Raw genomic sequence first — 16,518 nt, forward strand, 5'->3', positions numbered from 1 at the left:
AATCGCTTAAAATATCAGTTAAAAATAAAAAACCTCTTAGCAAAAGGAATATTTTATGCCAAAAGGTTTTATTTATACATTTTTTATAAAAATATCATTAATAATTTTACATATGAGATAGTAACTAAAAATATGCAAAATATTTTGCATATAATTTAAATGCAGCCTGCTTGCTTTAATATATTGAATAGTTCAAATTAGTGCAAATTTTTTTGCATTATACTGCCGATTTTACAGCAGATTATATTTTTTTATCTTATATTGAAGGTTCTGCCTGGAAATTTTTAAATATGCAGAGGTTTTTGATATATTATTCCCGTATCTATTTAAAGCCTCATTAATTATTTTCTTCTCCAAGTTCTCTAAATATTGCTCTATTGGAAATTCTTCCATTCCAGCAGTATAATTACCATTGCTAATAAAATTCCTTGCCAGTCTTTGTTCTACATACTCTCTTGTTATATATGGACCATCATCTATCATATTCATTGAAGCCTCAATAGTGTTCTTTAATTCTCTAATATTACCAGGCCAGCTATACTTTAAAAAAATATCCAATACCTCTTCATGAATTCCTGCTATGTTTTTTCCCAATAATTTGTTATAGAAACTTATAAATTGTGCTGTTAGCTCATTAATATCTTGTGGCCTTTCTCTAAGAGGAGGTATATCTATCCTTATTACACCTAGTCGATAATAAAAATCCTTTCTCAGCTTTCCTTCCTTTATAAGCTTTTCAGGTGCCTCATTTAAAGTCGCAATAATTCTTATATCAATATCAACCAAAACATTGCTTCCTATTGGTCTTATGTAGCCTTCCTGCAGCACTCGCAATAATTTTGATTGCAATGTAGTATCCATTGAATTTATCTCATCAAGCAAGATTGTTCCTCCCTTAGCTTCTTCAAAAAGTCCCCTTTTGTTTTCCGCTCCAGTAAAACTACCTTTCACTGTTCCAAAAAGCATGCTTTCAAGCAAATTACTTGGAATAGCAGCACAATTTATATCAATAAAAGCTTTATCTTTTCTTAATCCATTATAATGGATGCTCTGTGCAAACAATTCCTTGCCGCAGCCTGTTTCACCATATATGAGTACAGATGAATTAGTTAAACTAGCCTTCATAGCTTTAGTAATTGCAGTTCGTATTTTTTCGCTGCTTCCTATTATGTCTTTAAATGTGTAAAATCTTCCCTTGATATTGTTTATACCTTGAAGCCTGCAGATCTTTTCATTAAGTTCTCTTAGTTGTGTCCTGTCCTTTGAAATTTCAATAGCTGCAATAACTTCTTCAGAGGCGATTACTGGAATTGTAGTATTTATTGCTGTTATATTTTTTCCAATATTGCTGCTGTACTGTTGAATAACATCTATATATTTTTCCCCTTTTTTTAGAGCGTTCATAAGCGTAGAAGAATCTTCTTCTACGCCTTTTAATAATTCTATTGCTCTTTTGCCTATAACCTCACTAGGAATTAGTCCTTCAACCATACCCATAGCTTTGTTGTAGTAAATTGTTTTTCCTCTATTGTCCACTATGTGAATACCTTCATCTAAATTGTCAAGCAAGCACTTTAATATAATCTCAGCCTTACTCATATATTCACCATATACTAATTAATAAATTGGATATTTACTACATATGTTCTTTACTTGTTCCCTAACCTTTTCAACATCTTGACCTCTATTTTCAATTACATGATTCATTAAATAAGCAACCTCTTTCATTTCCTGTTCCCTAAAGCCTCTTGTTGTAACAGCTCCAGTTCCAATTCTTATACCACTTGTCACAAATGGGCTAAGAGTCTCAAAAGGTATAGTGTTTTTATTCACAGTAATTTTAGCATCGTCTAGCAACTTTTCTGCATCCTTGCCTGTAATGCCTTTATTGGTCAAATCAACCAGCAGCAAATGATTATCTGTGCCACCAGACACCATTCTAAAACCATATTTAGTTAACTCTTCTCCCAAAACCTTAGCATTAATTATTACTTGATTAATATAAGCCTTAAATTCTGGTCTTAAAGCTTCTTCAAAACATATGGCTTTAGCAGCTATAACATGCATTAGAGGTCCTCCCTGCATGCCCGGGAAAATAGATTTATCAATATCCTTTGCATACTTTTCCTTGCATAGGATAGCACCTCCCCTAGGTCCTCTAAGAGTTTTATGTGTTGTAGTAGTAACAAAATCAGCATAAGGTACTGGTGAAGGATGCGCCCCCGCAGCAACTAGTCCAGCAATGTGAGCCATATCCACCATAAAAAGTGCCTCAACTTCGTCACAAATATCTCTAAGCTTCTTAAAATCTATTATTCTAGGGTACGCACTTGCTCCTGCTACCAGCATCTTGGGTCTATGTTCTAAAGCAAGTCTTCTAACTTCTTCATAATCTATTTGTTCAGTTTCCTTATTAACTCCATAAGAAATAAATTTGAATAGTTTTCCTGAAAAATTAACTGGGCTCCCATGAGTTAAATGTCCTCCATGACTTAAATTCATCCCTAAAACAGTATCTCCAGGCTTTAAGAATGCAAAGTAAACCGCCATGTTTGCTTGAGAACCAGCATGAGGCTGTACATTGGCATGCTCAGCATTAAATAGCTGTTTTGCTCTTTCTCTTGCTAGATTTTCAATCTCATCGACAACCTCACAGCCTCCGTAATATCTCTTTCCCGGGTAACCTTCAGCATATTTGTTTGTAAGCTGTGATCCCATGGCTTCCATTACAGATTTGCTTGTAAAGTTTTCTGAAGCTATAAGTTCAATATTGTCCTCCTGCCTTTTTATCTCTCTCTGTAAAATACTATAAATTTCAACATCCTGCTTTTTCATATTGTTAAAGTCCATATTATCACTCCTTGCGAAATATTATCCATTGTATATGATTATAACCCTACTTACCACAATATTCAATAAATTAAACCTAAAATTAATCATTTATACAATATTAAGATATTTATAATTAAGAGAAATTTATGATATAATAACTAATTATTACTGTTGAAGTTATATAAAAGTTATAAAAGGCTATATACAATATTTAGATTGAAGGTGATATCTTGAATATTAACAGCATTATCCATCTTGCTGCCGATGCAGGTAAAATAATATTAGAAAGCGGCGGAGAGACCTATAGAGTAGAAGAAACAATTATACGTATCTGCAATGCCTATGGTCTTACCCATGCTGAAAGCTTTGTTACTCCGACAGGAATTATTATATCAGCCTCTGATATAAATGGTCAGATAATATCTCTCGTAAAAAGAATAAAGATACGAACAGTAGACTTAGAAAAGATATCAAAGGTAAATGATTTGTCTAGGAATATAAGAGCAAAAAAACTCACAGTTGAGTATGTTAAGGACGAACTTGAGAAAATATCCAAAGAGCCACGATATAACATGAAAATAACTTTGTTTTTCTCAGCTGTAGCAGCTTCATTTTTTACACTTTTATTTGGTGGAAATATATATGATTTTATAATATCCTTTTTTATAGGAATTATAATTAAATCAATTTCTATATTTTTAAGTGAAATTGAGATAAATGAATTCTTTATCAATGTATTGGGTGGAGCAATAGCCGCATTACTTGCTCTTATAGCAGTAAACTTTCAATTAGCTTTTAATATGGATAAAATCATAATCGGCTCCATTATGCTCCTTGTTCCAGGTCTTGCTATAACAAATGCCATTAGAGATACTATTGCAGGAGACTTAGTTGCAGGAATATCCAGAGCACTTGAGGCCTTTTTAGTTGCTGTGGCCATAGCTGTGGGCTCCGGTGTTACATTAAAGCTATGGTTTAATTTTTTTGGAGGTATGTAAAATGATTTTGAAATCTTTATATGCACTTTTAGCTAGTCTAGGTTTTGGAGTTCTTTTTAATATCAAAGGAAAAAATCTTGTATTTGCTTCCATAGGAGGTTTTTTAACTTGGTATGTATATTTGCTTATTCTGAATCTTAGTGCTTCTAATCTGTTAGGACTATTTGTTGCTTCACTAGCAGCAGGGCTATATTCAGAAGCTTTAGCTAGGATACTTAAAAGTCCGGTTACAACTTTTTCAATTTGTTCTATAATTCCTCTTGTTCCTGGCGGCGGCATGTATTATACAATGCTTGAGTCAGTTCAGGGCAACATAAATAAATTTCTAAGTACAGGTCTTGATACTCTTTCCAATGCAGGTGCTATTGCAGTGGGCATATTGCTTGCCTCTTCAGTAACAAAGGTAATTTTAATAATAGAAAGAAAAAAAACTTCTAGAATTCACTAGAAGTTTTTATTTCATAAACATTAAGAGAGCTTCCATCATATTATCAATTTTGTCTTTTGGAAAACAGTTTCCTTCCGTTGAGTCTATGCAGTCCTTGGCATAATTTTCAAGAACTATGCCTCCTACTTTATTTATTGCTGATCTTATAGCTGCTATTTGTATCAGCACATCCTTACAATTTACATCAGCCTCTATCATCTTTTCAATGCCCTTTACCTGACCTTCTATCCTTCTCAATCTGTTTTGAAGATCCTTTTTAACATCCATCTAAATTCACTCCCAAAGCTTTTAAGCTTTTTTTAAAAGTCTATCTGTGCTCATTAGTGAGCACAGATAATGATATATGTCTATTCAATGTTTCCATCTTGATTTATAGATAACCCTAACTCCTTAAGCTGAACCTCATCTACTACATTTGGAGCCTCTGTCATTGGATCAAATGCATTTTGGTTTTTAGGGAAGGCAATAACATCTTTAATGTTATCTGTTCCACTTAAGAACATTATAAGTCTGTCAAAACCAAATGCCAATCCACCATGTGGAGGTGGTCCATATTTAAATGCCTCTAGTAGGAAACCAAATCTCTCCCATGCTTTTTCCTTTGTAAACCCAAGAACGTTAAACATCTTTTCCTGAAGCTTTGAATCATGTATTCTTATACTTCCCCCACCAAGTTCTTCACCATTTAACACCATATCATAAGCCTTAGCTCTTACCTTTATAGGATTAGTATCTAAGTATTCAATATCCTCATCCAGAGGTGCCGTAAATGGGTGATGCTCAGCTTGATATCTTCCTTCCTCTTCATTGTATGAAACAAGAGGGAATTCAGTAATCCAAAGGAAGTTAAACTCGTTATTGTCCTTTAATATTTCAAGCTTCTTAGCCAGTTCAAGTCTCAGGGCACCTAAAGCCTGAAGCACAACCTTATCGCTGTCAGAAAGTATTAAAATCAAATCTCCAGCCTTTGCATTCATAGTATCTAAAATTGCCTTCATTTCCTCTTCCTTAAGGAATTTAGCTATTGGAGATTTTATTTCTTCCTCCTTATAGGCAACCCATGCAAGTCCCTTAGCTTTATAAGTCTTTACAAACTCTCCAAGTCTGTCTAAGTCTTTTCTTCCCATGCCTGCACAATTATCAACTCTTATAGCTCTTACACTTCCGCCATTATCTAAAGCATCTCTAAATACTTTAAAATCGCTGTTTTTAACTGCATCGCTTATATTAGTTATTTCCATGCCAAATCTTAAATCAGGTTTATCTGAACCATACTTCTCCATTGCTTCCTTGTATGGCATTCTTCTAAATGGTGTTTCAATTTCTACTCCTAAAACATCCATAAATACTTTCTTTACTAAGCCTTCGTTCATAGCAATAACATCGTCCTGCTCAACAAAGCTCATTTCTATATCAATTTGAGTAAATTCTGGCTGTCTGTTAGCCCTTAAATCTTCATCTCTAAAACACTTAACTATTTGATAGTATCTATCGAAGCCAGAAACCATTAACAGCTGTTTAAATAATTGTGGTGACTGCGGAAGTGCATAAAACATTCCAGGATAGTTTCTACTTGGAACAAGGTAGTCTCTAGCACCTTCTGGAGTACTCTTTGTTAGCATTGGAGTTTCAACTTCTAAAAATCCATTGTCCGCATAATAGTCTCTAACAGACTTCGCTGCTTTTGATCTAATAACAAATATCTTCTGCATATCTGGTCTTCTAAGGTCAAGATATCTATACTTCATTCTTATATGTTCTGAAGCATCCAAATCTTCCTTTATATATATTGGTGGGGTCTCAGCTTCTGAAAGAATTTTTATGCTGCTTCCCTTAAGTTCAACCATACCTGTTGGCATGTTTGGATTTGGAGATTCTCTTCTAACTATTTCACCTGATACAGATATACAGTATTCAGTTCTTAGTAAATCCGCTTTTTCAAAAGCTGCTTTATTTATTTCTTCTCCAAACATAACTTGAAGCAATCCGCTTCTATCTCTTAAGTCAACAAATATTAAGCCTCCAAGATTTCTTCTTCTTTGTACCCATCCCATGACGGTTACATTTGTGCCTATATGAGACTCTCTGAGTTCACCGCACATTATCGTTCTTTTTTGTCCTAAAAGGGCTTCTCCCATTTGTCTTCCTCCCAATTCAATAAAAAATATTAATATAAGCTATTTAATAGCTGTATTTTTTTGCTTATCATTTCATCAATTCTATTTATGTATCCTTTTACATCCTTAACATTTGCAAATCTTTCTATTCGATTTTCGTCAAGAAAAATTACTTTAGAAACTGCATCTGCACCACAGGCTATTATTGTCTGCTTTTCTTCAATCATTTGAATATTGTATATTCCTTGTTTAGTAGGTTTAGAGTAACCTACATTTTCCATGTTTCCAAACATGTTTTTCTGTCTGTACATATAGTAAGGCTTCATATTTAATTTTTTAGCAAGGTCAAAAGTTTCATTATACATCTTGTTTATTTCTGATTGGCTCAGTTCTTCCAAAGGCATCTCATTAATGATATTTTCATGAAGCTTCGAAGCTCTTTTTATAGATAAGCCATGCACTGTAATACTGTCTGGATCAAGCTTAAATATTTCACTGCAGGTTTTTTGTATTTGAACCAAGCTTTCTCCATCAAGGCCAACAATTACATCCATATTTATATTGTCAAAGCCTATACTTCTAGCCATATTATATTTTTCAACAACATCCTCAATGCTATGACGCCTTCCTATTTTTCTTAGGGTTTCTTCATTCATGCTTTGAGGGTTTATGCTTATTCTATGAACATTATAGTTTTTCATAGTTTGAAGCTTTAAAAAACTTATGCTGTCTGGCCTTCCACATTCTACAGTAAATTCTTTTACATCTTTATCCGCAACTAAGTTATAGTATATAGATGTCATAATATCTTCAAATTGATTATCATTTACCGAGGTTGGAGTGCCTCCGCCAAAATAAACACACTCAATTTTTAATTTTTTTTCATTTATGTATCTGCTTGTGCTTTCTATCTCTTTTTTTAGAGCCTCCAAGTATGGCTCAACTAATGATTTGAAGCCTGCAATTGGATTAGCTGCAAAAGAACAATATGAGCATCTTGTTGGACAAAACGGCATTCCAATATAGACACTAACAGTATTCTTGTCTTTGTTTATAAATTTATTTTCTACCTTAGCAACATCAATACATAACTGAGCTTTTTCAGAACTTGCATTAAAGTGCTCCTTGTAATACTCAACTATATCTTCTTCCATTTTGCCTTTATTCAAAAGTGACAGTGCAATTTTGCTAGGTCTGATACCAATTAATGTTCCCCAAGGAAAGTCCTTGCCCGTCTTATTTTTCAAATAATTAAAAACTGCAAGTTTGACAGTTTCTTTTTTATTAAATTCAATATTAAACAGATAACTAAGCTGATCGTCATTGAAACTAATAAGTATATCATCTTGTTCTACTAATATACGAACATCTTCATCTTCTTCGACAAATTTTATGTCTTCTAAAGCATAAAACAAATTAATTATCTGATATACGTCATATCTGAAATATAAATTATTTAAAAAAACTTTAATCATAAGCAGCTCCTTCAATTTTTAAAGGAAAGGATTGTTATCCCTTTCATATTTTATACTGGACTGAGGTCCATGTCCTGGATATACAGTTATACTTTCATCCAGCACTAAAAGCTTGTTTCTTATGCTGCTTATCAAGGTTTCAAAGTTTCCACCGCTTAAGTCGGTTCTTCCAATTGATCTCAAAAACAAGGTATCACCTGTAAAAAGTTTATCCTGAACTAAAAAACAAACTCCACCAGGGCTGTGACCCGGTGTTTCAACAACTTTAATTTCTAAATTTCCAAGCTTATAGATATTATCTTCCTGAAGATCCATGTTTAAAGTCACTGACTGCCCCTTATATCTTAAAGGTCCAAACATAAATTCACCATTTAGAATAAACTCTCCATCTCTTTTGCTTATGTGTGACGGCAACTTATAGTTTTCCATTAAAGCCCCAACTGCACCAGTGTGGTCAGAGTGACCGTGGGTTAATAATATGTACTTGACCTTTGCTCCAATGCTATCTATATAAGTAGTTAAATCCTCTGCATCTCCGCCTGGATCTATAACGGCACATTCTTTAGTTTCCTCATCCATCAATATATAGCAGTTTGCAGCATACACTCCTGCAGGAATTCTTTTCAGAAGCATTGTATTCCTCCTTGTATTCCTTTTTTGCACTTAAGGATTAGCAATCCTTAAGCTCCTTGTATTTCTTTTTTATAGTTAAAGATTATCAATCCTCAAACTCCTTGTATTCCTTAAAACGTCTTTTTACTTTCTAGCATCAAAGTAACAGGGCCGTCATTTTCTATTGAAACTTTCATATCAGCTCCGAAAATCCCTGTCTCAACTTTATATAAAATCTGCTTGCATTCGCTGACAAAAGTTTCGTAAAGCTGTTCTGCTTCATCACCTGATAGCGCTTCCATAAAATTAGGTCTTCTGCCTTTTCTACAATCTCCATACAAAGTAAATTGGGAAACCACAAGCAGTTCCCCTCCTACTTCAAGCAAAGATTTATTTAACTTTCCCACCTCATCTTCAAAGATTCTCAGGTTTACTATTTTTTCGCTCAAATATTTAACATCTTCAATTGTATCTTCCTTTGATATTCCAAGTAGCACATTAATTCCTTTTCCAATCTTCCCTACCACTTCATTATCAACGGTTACACTTGAAGAAATAACTCTTTGTACTACAGCTCTCATTTGATTCCCTCTTGTATTGATAAAAAGTACGCACGGATTATTAATCCTTACGCCTAGTATTGCTTAGTATGCCATAAAAATTAAGCTTTTTACATTTTAATTACGATTTGGTTCTATATATGTCAAGAACTCCTGCAAGCTTTTTAATCTTTTTCATAAGTTCCTTTAAATGCTCTATGTCTGATATCTTTAATTTAATAGTTATGATTGCAATGTTGTTTTTTATCGCTTTAGCATTTACAGCACATAAATAGGTCTTAGTTTCTATTATAAGCTCCATAATTTCAGATAAAAGTCCTTCTCTGTCATCTGCCTTAACCTGAATTTCAGTAGTATAATCTGCACCCTTAGCTGAACCCCACTGAACCTCAACAAGCTTATGATTTGTATCGGAAAGCAATAGAGCTGCATTTGTACAGTCTTTTCTGTGTATGGATACTCCTCTACCCTTAGTTACGTAACCTATTATTTCATCACCAGGAACAGGATTGCAGCATTTAGCAAACCTCACAAGAATATTGGTTATACCTTTAACAACAACGCTGTGCCCTAGATTTTTAACTTTGCTCACATTATCAGTATTTTTGCTGATGGTTTTGTTAATTTGCTCTTCGACAGCCTTGGAATCTTGCTTATTTCCCTTTTCGAAGGCCTCTCTAAGCCTGCTAACAATACTTGATGCCATAATATCGCCAACCGCTACAGCAGCAAATATATCATCCAGACCATTCATATTGTAACGCTTTAATATTTGCTCTATAGGTTCGCCTTTTGCAATTTCACCAAAGTTATACCCTTGTCTCTTAGTTTCCTTTTCTAAGATTTCTTTTCCTTTTACTATATTCTCTTCTCTCTTAGCTTTTTTAAACCATGCTCTAATTTTGGCTTTTGCCTGATTGCTCTTAGTTATATTAAGCCAATCTATACTTGGACCTCTAGGTATCGTAGAAGTTAAAACTTCTACTATTTCTCCAGTTTTAAGCTTATAATCTAATGGAACCATTCTTCCATTTACTTTTGCACCAACGCATCTATTTCCGATATCAGTATGAATTCTATAAGCGAAATCAATTGGAGTAGCCTCGCTAGGAAGATTTATAACAGTTCCTTTAGGCGTAAAAACAAATATTTCATCAGAAAACAAATCTATCTTAAAGCTTTCCATAAATTCTTCAGCATCTGAAGTATCTCTCTGCCATTCCAGCATATCCCTCAGCCATGTAAGCTTAGAATCTAAATTCCCCGTTTGAGAATTTGATGCCTCTTTATATTTCCAGTGAGCAGCAATACCATACTCGGCGGTTTTGTGCATTTCAAAAGTTCTTATTTGAATCTCGAAAGGTTTCCCTTGAGGTCCTATTACAGTTGAATGCAACGACTGATACATATTTGGCTTAGGCATTGCTATATAATCCTTAAATCTTCCTGGTATTGGCTTATACATAGTATGAACTATACCTAATGATGCATAGCAGTCTTTTACACTTCCCACAAGAATACGTACTGCTGTTAAATCAAAAATTTGATCCAATGTTTTATTCTTATTTATCATTTTTCTATATATGCTGTAAAAGTGCTTAGGTCTTCCATCTATATCTGAAGCAATGCCTGTCTTTAGCAAATTACTTTTTAGTTCTTCTGTAATCTGGGCTATATAAGCTTCCCTCTCAACTCTTTTCTCAGAAATCTTCTGAACTAAATCATAGTATTCATTAGGATTAGTATATCTAAAAGCTAAATCTTCAAGCTCCCACTTTATCTTAGATATACCAAGTCTATGTGCCAAAGGGGCATATATATCAAAGGTTTCTTTCGCAGTCTGTTTTTGCTTTTCAATAGGTCTGTATTTTAACGTTCTCATATTATGCAGCCTATCAGCGAGCTTAATTAGAATAACCCTTACATCCTTAGCCATAGCTAACAGCATTTTTCTTACATTATCGGCTTGCTGTTCTTCTTTCGACTTGAATTTTATCTTATCTAATTTAGTTACTCCGCTAACTAAATCTGCAACTTCTATATTGAATTCACGAGTTACATCTTCATAGTTATAAATAGTATCTTCTATAACATCATGGAGAAGTCCTGCAGCAATAGTATTTGTATCTAATCCCATTTCAGCCAATATACCCGCCACCTCAACAGGGTGCGTAATATAGGGCTCTCCCGATTCTCTTTTCTGTTCTTTATGGGCATCAAATGCAAAGTTATATGCTTTAGTAATAAATTCTTTGTTCACATTATTACAATTTTTATCTATTTTCTCCATTAATTTGCTAAGCATTTGCGCTACTCTCCTAAAATCAAAGGCTGGTTAATTAAACCAGCCGTTATTTTTATATCTATTATATAATATTGTGTAGAATTTTGCAATTTAAAATTTGATATAAATCATAGCGCAGCCTAAATTAGAACTCATACTTAACTAATGACATCACATCGTATCTTTCTAACTTATCTATTCCATTAAGTCCAGTTAACTCAACAACAAAATTAAGTGAAACAACTTCTCCACCAACGTGTTCCACAAGCTTGGCAACCGATGCAACTGTTCCTCCTGTAGCTAACAAGTCATCAACAATTGCAATTCTTTGACCAGGAATAATTGCATCCTTATGTATTTCCAGATCATCGCTTCCATATTCTAATTCATAGTTTACACCAATAGTATCGAAAGGAAGCTTTCCTTTTTTTCTAACAGGTACAAAGCCCGCACCTATTGCATATGCAACAGGTGTTCCAAAAATAAATCCTCTTGCTTCTGGACCAACAACAACATCTATTTTTTTATCCTTCAAATATGAAGCTATACTATCAACAGTATACTTAAATGCCTCTTTATCCTGAAGTAGTGTAGTTACATCTTTAAAACTTATACCTTCCTTAGGAAACCCTTCAACAACTCTAATTTTTTCTTTTAAATCCAACTTTAGTTCCCCCTTTGAACTTTTACTATTACGAACATTTAAAATTATAGCTATGCTATTATACATTTACAACAAATCCAAAAATCAAGTGTTCAAGCACCTTGTAATTGCAAATAAACATCGTGACACTATTACATTATACCTTAAATGTTCTTAAATATTCAAGATTTTATAACATTTTAATAAAAAAATAAAACTCTGGGTTTTACCCAAAGTTTTATCTAAAAGTTAAGCAAGACTATTTGCTTTAACTCTTTTAGCTCTATTCTTAAATATAACCCAGAATGGAGTGGCTATAAATACTGATGAATAAGTACCAGATATTACTCCAACCAACAAAGGTATTGTAAATTCTCTTACCGTTGGAACATAATAATACACTGCAATAAGAGTAATTATAACGGCCATCCCTGTATTTATAGATCTTGCCATAGTTTGAGTCATACTTGCATTAGCAAGTGCAGCAGGATCAGATCTTCTCATAAACTTTTGATTTTCTCTTATTCTATCAAAAACAACAATTGTATCGTTTATAGAATAACCTATTATTGTAAGCATTGCAGCAACAAAGGCTGAATTTAGCGGAAGTTTAAAAAATGCATAAAAACCTAAAACTACAAAAACGTCATGAACTAGTGACAAAAGCGCAGCCATACCAAAGTTGAATTCAAATCTTATTCCCACATAAATAAGCATTCCTACAATTGCTATAACCAATGCTATAACAGCCTTCTGCTTAAGCTCAGATCCTATTGAAGCACCTATATTTTCCTGAGATACCAAGTCAGTATCCTTTAAACTGTACTTCTCCTTAAGTTCTTTAAACATAGAAGCTACTGATTCACCAGTTATTTCCTTGCTTTTTATTTCTAACTGAGGAGTAGTTTTGCCTTCTGCTGTAGCTATATTTGTCTGTGCGTCAGGAGCATATTTCAATATTATTGCATCTGCTTCTTCTTTATTAAAATCTTTACCCATATCAACTCTTACAATTGTTCCACCAACAAAGTCAAGACCGAATTGCAGTCCGTTAACTGCAATTGCTCCAAAACCTACAATAATAATTATAGCGGATATGGCAAACCAAAGTTTAGTCTTTTCTATAATCTTTAACATAATACCTTACCCCCTAACAACATCTCTTACACCAAAAGTTCCAATTGTCTTCTTATTTAACAAGCCCATTCCAGCTGCTAGTTTAATTAAGAATCTTGATACGGTTATAGCCGTAAACATACTTAAAATTACACCGATTACCAATGTTAACGCGAAACCTTTTACAGTTCCAGAACCAAGGCTGTAAAGTATTATTCCTGAAATTACTGTAGTTATGTTTGAGTCTAAAACTGAAGTCATAGCTCTATGGAAACCTGCATCAACTACTGATTTTATGGATTTTCCTGCCTTCAGTTCTTCTTTCATTCTTTCGAATATAAGAACATTAGCATCTAAAGCCATACCAGCTGATATTAAGAAACCAGCTATACCAGAAAGGGTTAAAGTAGCTCCTATTGATGAGTATATCCCTAAAAGAAGTATCATATAAAGTACTAATGAAATAGATGCAATTAAACCAGGTACTCTATAATAAAGAATCATAAACGCAAATATTAATACTAAAGCTATCTTTCCAGCTTTAATACTTTGTGGAAGTGCATTTGCTCCCAAAGTAGGTCCTACAACTGTAACAGAAGCAGTTTTCACAGGAACCGGAAGTGCACCTGATTTAATTATGCCAGCAGTTCTCTTAGCCTCTGCAGAATCCTTGCTGCCTGTAATAGTTGCTTTTCCGTCTGTTATTATAGCTTGAACTGTAGGACTGCTTATCAAGTCCTCATCCATATATATGGATATTGGTTGTCTCAAATACTTTTCAGTTGCATCAGCAAACTTTTTAGCTCCATCATCGTTAAGTTCCAAGCCTATTGTAGGGCTTCCCTGCTGATCAAGATATGCTGAAGCATTCTTAACGTCTTTACCAGTAAGTATCTCTGTTTGATCTGGTCCAACAAATCTTAAGTTACCAGTTTTACCCACTGTATCAAGTACTTCCTTTGTATCAAATTTATCTGGGATATCAATTCTTATTCTTTTGTTACCTTCCTGAGTAATAGTGGTTTCAGCCACGCCCATTTTGTTTACTCTCATGGAAAGTAGTTCTATTGTTCTTTCTCTATCCTCTGTACTAATCTTATCTTGTTGTATTTCCATAACTACAGAAATACCACCTTTTAAATCCAAACCTCTTTTAATAGTTTCAGAAAATGGTCTAATCTGATAATCGCCAATAACTAAACCTTTTATACTGCTGTAGGCCAGAAAGGCAATTACAAGCAAACTAACTAAAAATAATGCCGTACTTTTACCTTTTGTTCTCATGGTTATCCCCCTTCGTTATAATTCATAGAGTTAATTATATAACTTTTACAAATATTAGTCAACTTTAGGTAAATATGTTTCTATTCCTCCATAACTTTGGATTTTAAAGCTATAGCACATTCTATTCTTTTTTTCTGCATTTCGCAGCCCAAATCGTATGGAATATTCATATCGCCGTTAAAGTTGAAGTTGTTGGCTTGACAACCACCACTGCAGTAAAATCTTGCCCAGCATTCTCTGCACTTAGGCTTGTTATATATATGAGCTTTTTTAAATGTATCAGAGATTTCCATATTTATATTCTCATTAAACACATCACCCATTTTAAACTCTTCGTTGCCTACAAATTGATGGCATGGATAAATATCTCCATCTGGAGTAACTGCTACATATTCATGACCTGCACCACAGCCGGATATCCTTTTATAAACACATGGTCCGCCCTGCAAATCAATATTAAAGTGATAAAATTTAAAATCTCTGTCTTCCTTATGTCTCTGAAGAAGGTCTTCATACAGCTTGTCATATTGTTCAAATATAACAGGCAGATCTTCTCTTCTTAATGAAAGCTCATGTTCATCCGGCAATACAACTGGTTCAATGGAAACTTCTTTAAAACCTAAATCAGCTAAATGTTTTACATCTTCATAAAAATCAGTATTTGCTCTTGTAAAGGTTCCTCTAACATAATACTGCTTGGATTTGTCTCTTCTGTCTACCATTGTTTTTATCTTAGGCAGAATTCTTTCATAGCTTCCGCTTCCATCAACACGTACTCTTACGCTGTCATTTACTTCTTTTCTTCCATCAATACTCAAAACTATATTGCCCATCTGTTTATCTATATATTCCATAATTTCATCATTAAGCAAAGTAGCATTTGTGGTCATTGTAAATCTAATAGTCTTATTATGAAGCTTTTCCTGCTCTCTTGCATAATCAACTATTTCCTTAATGGTTTCAAAGTTCATAAGTGGTTCGCCACCAAATAAATCTACCTCAATATTTTTTCTAGGTCCAGATTTCTTTATTACAAAATCTATTGCTTTCTTTCCAACTTCAGGTGTTAAAAGCTTTCTGCAGCCTTTATACTCCCCTTCATCTGCAAAGCAATATTTACACTTAAGATTACAATCATGAGCTACATTTAAGCATAGTGCTTTTATAAATGACTTTGATTTATCATTCATAGCTATATCTTCATATAGGTCTTCAGTATATAAAAGCCCCTCATCTATAAGTTCTTCCAATTCAGTGTAAGCCTCTAGAAGTTCTTCCTTGCTGTATTTATTCTTATATATCTCTAAAGCTTTTTCTTTAGTTATTAAACTATTTTCCTCTAACAAATCATAAACCAGTTCATCTACAGCATGTACTACTCCAGAGTTCACATCTATTAAATAACGATCATCGCCTTGATTAAATTTATGTATTAATGACAATTTTAGTTCTCCTCCCCATCATTGTTAAGAATAAGTAAAAAATCCTCTATAAATTTAAAGCAGTAACTTTACGTTACTGCTTGAGCTTTATATTAATTTTCACAAGCTAGGTTTGCAACTGTGCAGGAAGTTTTGCATGCTGACTGGCAGGAGTTAGCACATTCCTTGCAGCCAGGTTTCTTTAAGCTGTCTTTAATATTTGTCTTGTTTATTGTTCTAATATGTTTCATTCTAGTTCCTCCATTCCTAAAACATTCCAAACAAATTATAACATATATTAGAGACAAAATAAAGTATTTTATAGATTTATTCCAAGCATGCCCGACAGCGCGCCTGTTACTAAGGCCAATAGAACTCTCCATAAATCCTTAACCGCTAGGCCATCCTTGCCCAGAATTATTGCTGTTATGTACAGTATTAACATATATAATAATGCTACTAGAAGTCCTATAAACCATCCTTTGTTATTTATCTTTTTAGTTGCATAAATAGATGCATACATTATACTTATCATAGATGTTATCAGAATACATACTGATAATGCACTTTCTCCTATGCTGCTAAAAGTCTGAATAAGTGCTAATATAAAAGCAATGATTACAGTAAGCACGCATCCTCTTAAGACCCCTTTTCCGATGTACATGGAATTGTTTTTAAACCCCTCCAAACTTTGGCACCCCCATAAAATTATTGTAAAAAAACATCTC

Annotated in this window: 16 protein-coding genes; 2 read left to right on the plus strand and 14 right to left on the minus strand. The window is 33.7% G+C overall.

Features of this window, described 5'->3' with window-relative positions; translation table 11 throughout:
- Positions 1-231: 231 nt before the first annotated feature.
- Together NBE98_RS10390 and glyA are read right to left on the minus strand one after the other, a co-directional pair.
- On the minus strand, positions 232-1,599 hold the full coding sequence (locus NBE98_RS10390; protein WP_250814876.1) for a sigma-54 interaction domain-containing protein: 1,368 nt from the start codon (positions 1,597-1,599) through the stop codon (positions 232-234).
- Positions 1,600-1,617: 18 nt separating this feature from the next.
- Positions 1,618-2,850, minus strand: coding sequence for a serine hydroxymethyltransferase (gene glyA, locus NBE98_RS10395; protein ID WP_250814877.1), 1,233 nt, complete (start codon positions 2,848-2,850; stop codon positions 1,618-1,620).
- A gap of 212 nt (positions 2,851-3,062) precedes the next feature.
- Between glyA and NBE98_RS10400 the strand changes: the two genes are divergently transcribed.
- Both NBE98_RS10400 and NBE98_RS10405 read left to right on the plus strand, forming a co-directional pair.
- The gene (locus NBE98_RS10400; RefSeq protein WP_250814878.1) at positions 3,063-3,830 is read left to right on the plus strand and encodes a threonine/serine exporter family protein; all 768 of its coding nucleotides are present in this window, start codon (positions 3,063-3,065) and stop codon (positions 3,828-3,830) included.
- Position 3,831: 1 nt separating this feature from the next.
- A complete protein-coding gene (locus tag NBE98_RS10405) occupies positions 3,832-4,278 on the plus strand; it encodes a threonine/serine exporter family protein (protein WP_250814879.1) in 447 nt (148 codons plus the stop codon).
- Positions 4,279-4,284: 6 nt separating this feature from the next.
- Here the strand turns inward: NBE98_RS10405 and NBE98_RS10410 are convergent, their stop codons facing one another.
- From NBE98_RS10410 to NBE98_RS10465, 12 genes are all read right to left on the minus strand, one after another.
- Positions 4,285-4,545: a metal-sensitive transcriptional regulator gene (locus tag NBE98_RS10410; RefSeq protein WP_250814880.1), complete on the minus strand. Its 261-nt coding sequence runs from the start codon at positions 4,543-4,545 to the stop codon at positions 4,285-4,287.
- An 80-nt stretch (positions 4,546-4,625) separates the two neighbouring features.
- Positions 4,626-6,416: an aspartate--tRNA ligase gene (gene aspS, locus NBE98_RS10415; protein ID WP_250814881.1), complete on the minus strand. Its 1,791-nt coding sequence runs from the start codon at positions 6,414-6,416 to the stop codon at positions 4,626-4,628.
- Between the two features lie 29 nt (positions 6,417-6,445).
- Complete coding sequence (locus NBE98_RS10420; RefSeq protein WP_250814882.1) at positions 6,446-7,870, minus strand: coproporphyrinogen III oxidase; 1,425 nt, start codon at positions 7,868-7,870, stop codon at positions 6,446-6,448.
- Between the two features lie 18 nt (positions 7,871-7,888).
- Positions 7,889-8,503, minus strand: a complete 615-nt coding sequence (locus tag NBE98_RS10425; protein WP_250814883.1) for an MBL fold metallo-hydrolase — start codon at positions 8,501-8,503, stop codon at positions 7,889-7,891.
- A gap of 110 nt (positions 8,504-8,613) precedes the next feature.
- Positions 8,614-9,063, minus strand: coding sequence for a D-aminoacyl-tRNA deacylase (gene dtd, locus NBE98_RS10430; protein ID WP_250814884.1), 450 nt, complete (start codon positions 9,061-9,063; stop codon positions 8,614-8,616).
- 100 nt (positions 9,064-9,163) lie between these two features.
- On the minus strand, positions 9,164-11,347 hold the full coding sequence (locus tag NBE98_RS10435; protein WP_250814885.1) for a RelA/SpoT family protein: 2,184 nt from the start codon (positions 11,345-11,347) through the stop codon (positions 9,164-9,166).
- A gap of 124 nt (positions 11,348-11,471) precedes the next feature.
- Positions 11,472-11,990 carry an adenine phosphoribosyltransferase gene (locus NBE98_RS10440; protein WP_250814886.1) on the minus strand — a complete coding sequence of 173 codons (519 nt, stop codon included), beginning with the start codon at positions 11,988-11,990 and terminating at the stop codon, positions 11,472-11,474.
- Positions 11,991-12,218: 228 nt separating this feature from the next.
- Positions 12,219-13,106 carry a protein translocase subunit SecF gene (gene secF, locus NBE98_RS10445; RefSeq protein WP_250814887.1) on the minus strand — a complete coding sequence of 296 codons (888 nt, stop codon included), beginning with the start codon at positions 13,104-13,106 and terminating at the stop codon, positions 12,219-12,221.
- Between the two features lie 6 nt (positions 13,107-13,112).
- Positions 13,113-14,369, minus strand: a complete 1,257-nt coding sequence (gene secD / locus NBE98_RS10450; protein ID WP_250814888.1) for a protein translocase subunit SecD — start codon at positions 14,367-14,369, stop codon at positions 13,113-13,115.
- A gap of 80 nt (positions 14,370-14,449) precedes the next feature.
- Positions 14,450-15,811, minus strand: a complete 1,362-nt coding sequence (gene scfB, locus NBE98_RS10455) for a thioether cross-link-forming SCIFF peptide maturase (protein ID WP_250814889.1) — start codon at positions 15,809-15,811, stop codon at positions 14,450-14,452.
- Positions 15,812-15,903: 92 nt separating this feature from the next.
- The gene (gene scfA / locus NBE98_RS10460; protein WP_250814890.1) at positions 15,904-16,041 is read right to left on the minus strand and encodes a six-cysteine ranthipeptide SCIFF; all 138 of its coding nucleotides are present in this window, start codon (positions 16,039-16,041) and stop codon (positions 15,904-15,906) included.
- A 68-nt stretch (positions 16,042-16,109) separates the two neighbouring features.
- Positions 16,110-16,478: a TIGR04086 family membrane protein gene (locus NBE98_RS10465; RefSeq protein ID WP_250814891.1), complete on the minus strand. Its 369-nt coding sequence runs from the start codon at positions 16,476-16,478 to the stop codon at positions 16,110-16,112.
- Positions 16,479-16,518: the final 40 nt, after the last annotated feature.

The organism is Clostridium swellfunianum, assembly GCF_023656515.1.
In the GTDB taxonomy this organism is placed as follows: Bacteria; Bacillota; Clostridia; order Clostridiales; family Clostridiaceae; genus Clostridium_AT; species Clostridium_AT swellfunianum.

Excerpts from the sequence above, each read along its gene's own strand:
- NBE98_RS10410 (WP_250814880.1), bottom strand. The coding sequence starts at position 4,545 with ATGGATGTTAAAAAGGATCTTCAAAACAGATTGAGAAGGATAGAAGGT.
- NBE98_RS10420 (WP_250814882.1), bottom strand. The coding sequence starts at position 7,870 with ATGATTAAAGTTTTTTTAAATAATTTATATTTCAGATATGACGTATAT.
- NBE98_RS10435 (WP_250814885.1), bottom strand. The coding sequence starts at position 11,347 with ATGCTTAGCAAATTAATGGAGAAAATAGATAAAAATTGTAATAATGTG.
- dtd (WP_250814884.1), bottom strand. The coding sequence starts at position 9,063 with ATGAGAGCTGTAGTACAAAGAGTTATTTCTTCAAGTGTAACCGTTGAT.
- scfA (WP_250814890.1), bottom strand. The coding sequence starts at position 16,041 with ATGAAACATATTAGAACAATAAACAAGACAAATATTAAAGACAGCTTA.
- aspS (WP_250814881.1), bottom strand. The coding sequence starts at position 6,416 with ATGGGAGAAGCCCTTTTAGGACAAAAAAGAACGATAATGTGCGGTGAA.
- glyA (WP_250814877.1), bottom strand. The coding sequence starts at position 2,850 with ATGGACTTTAACAATATGAAAAAGCAGGATGTTGAAATTTATAGTATT.
- NBE98_RS10390 (WP_250814876.1), bottom strand. The coding sequence starts at position 1,599 with ATGAGTAAGGCTGAGATTATATTAAAGTGCTTGCTTGACAATTTAGAT.
- NBE98_RS10425 (WP_250814883.1), bottom strand. The coding sequence starts at position 8,503 with ATGCTTCTGAAAAGAATTCCTGCAGGAGTGTATGCTGCAAACTGCTAT.
- NBE98_RS10405 (WP_250814879.1), top strand. The coding sequence starts at position 3,832 with ATGATTTTGAAATCTTTATATGCACTTTTAGCTAGTCTAGGTTTTGGA.
- secD (WP_250814888.1), bottom strand. The coding sequence starts at position 14,369 with ATGAGAACAAAAGGTAAAAGTACGGCATTATTTTTAGTTAGTTTGCTT.
- secF (WP_250814887.1), bottom strand. The coding sequence starts at position 13,106 with ATGTTAAAGATTATAGAAAAGACTAAACTTTGGTTTGCCATATCCGCT.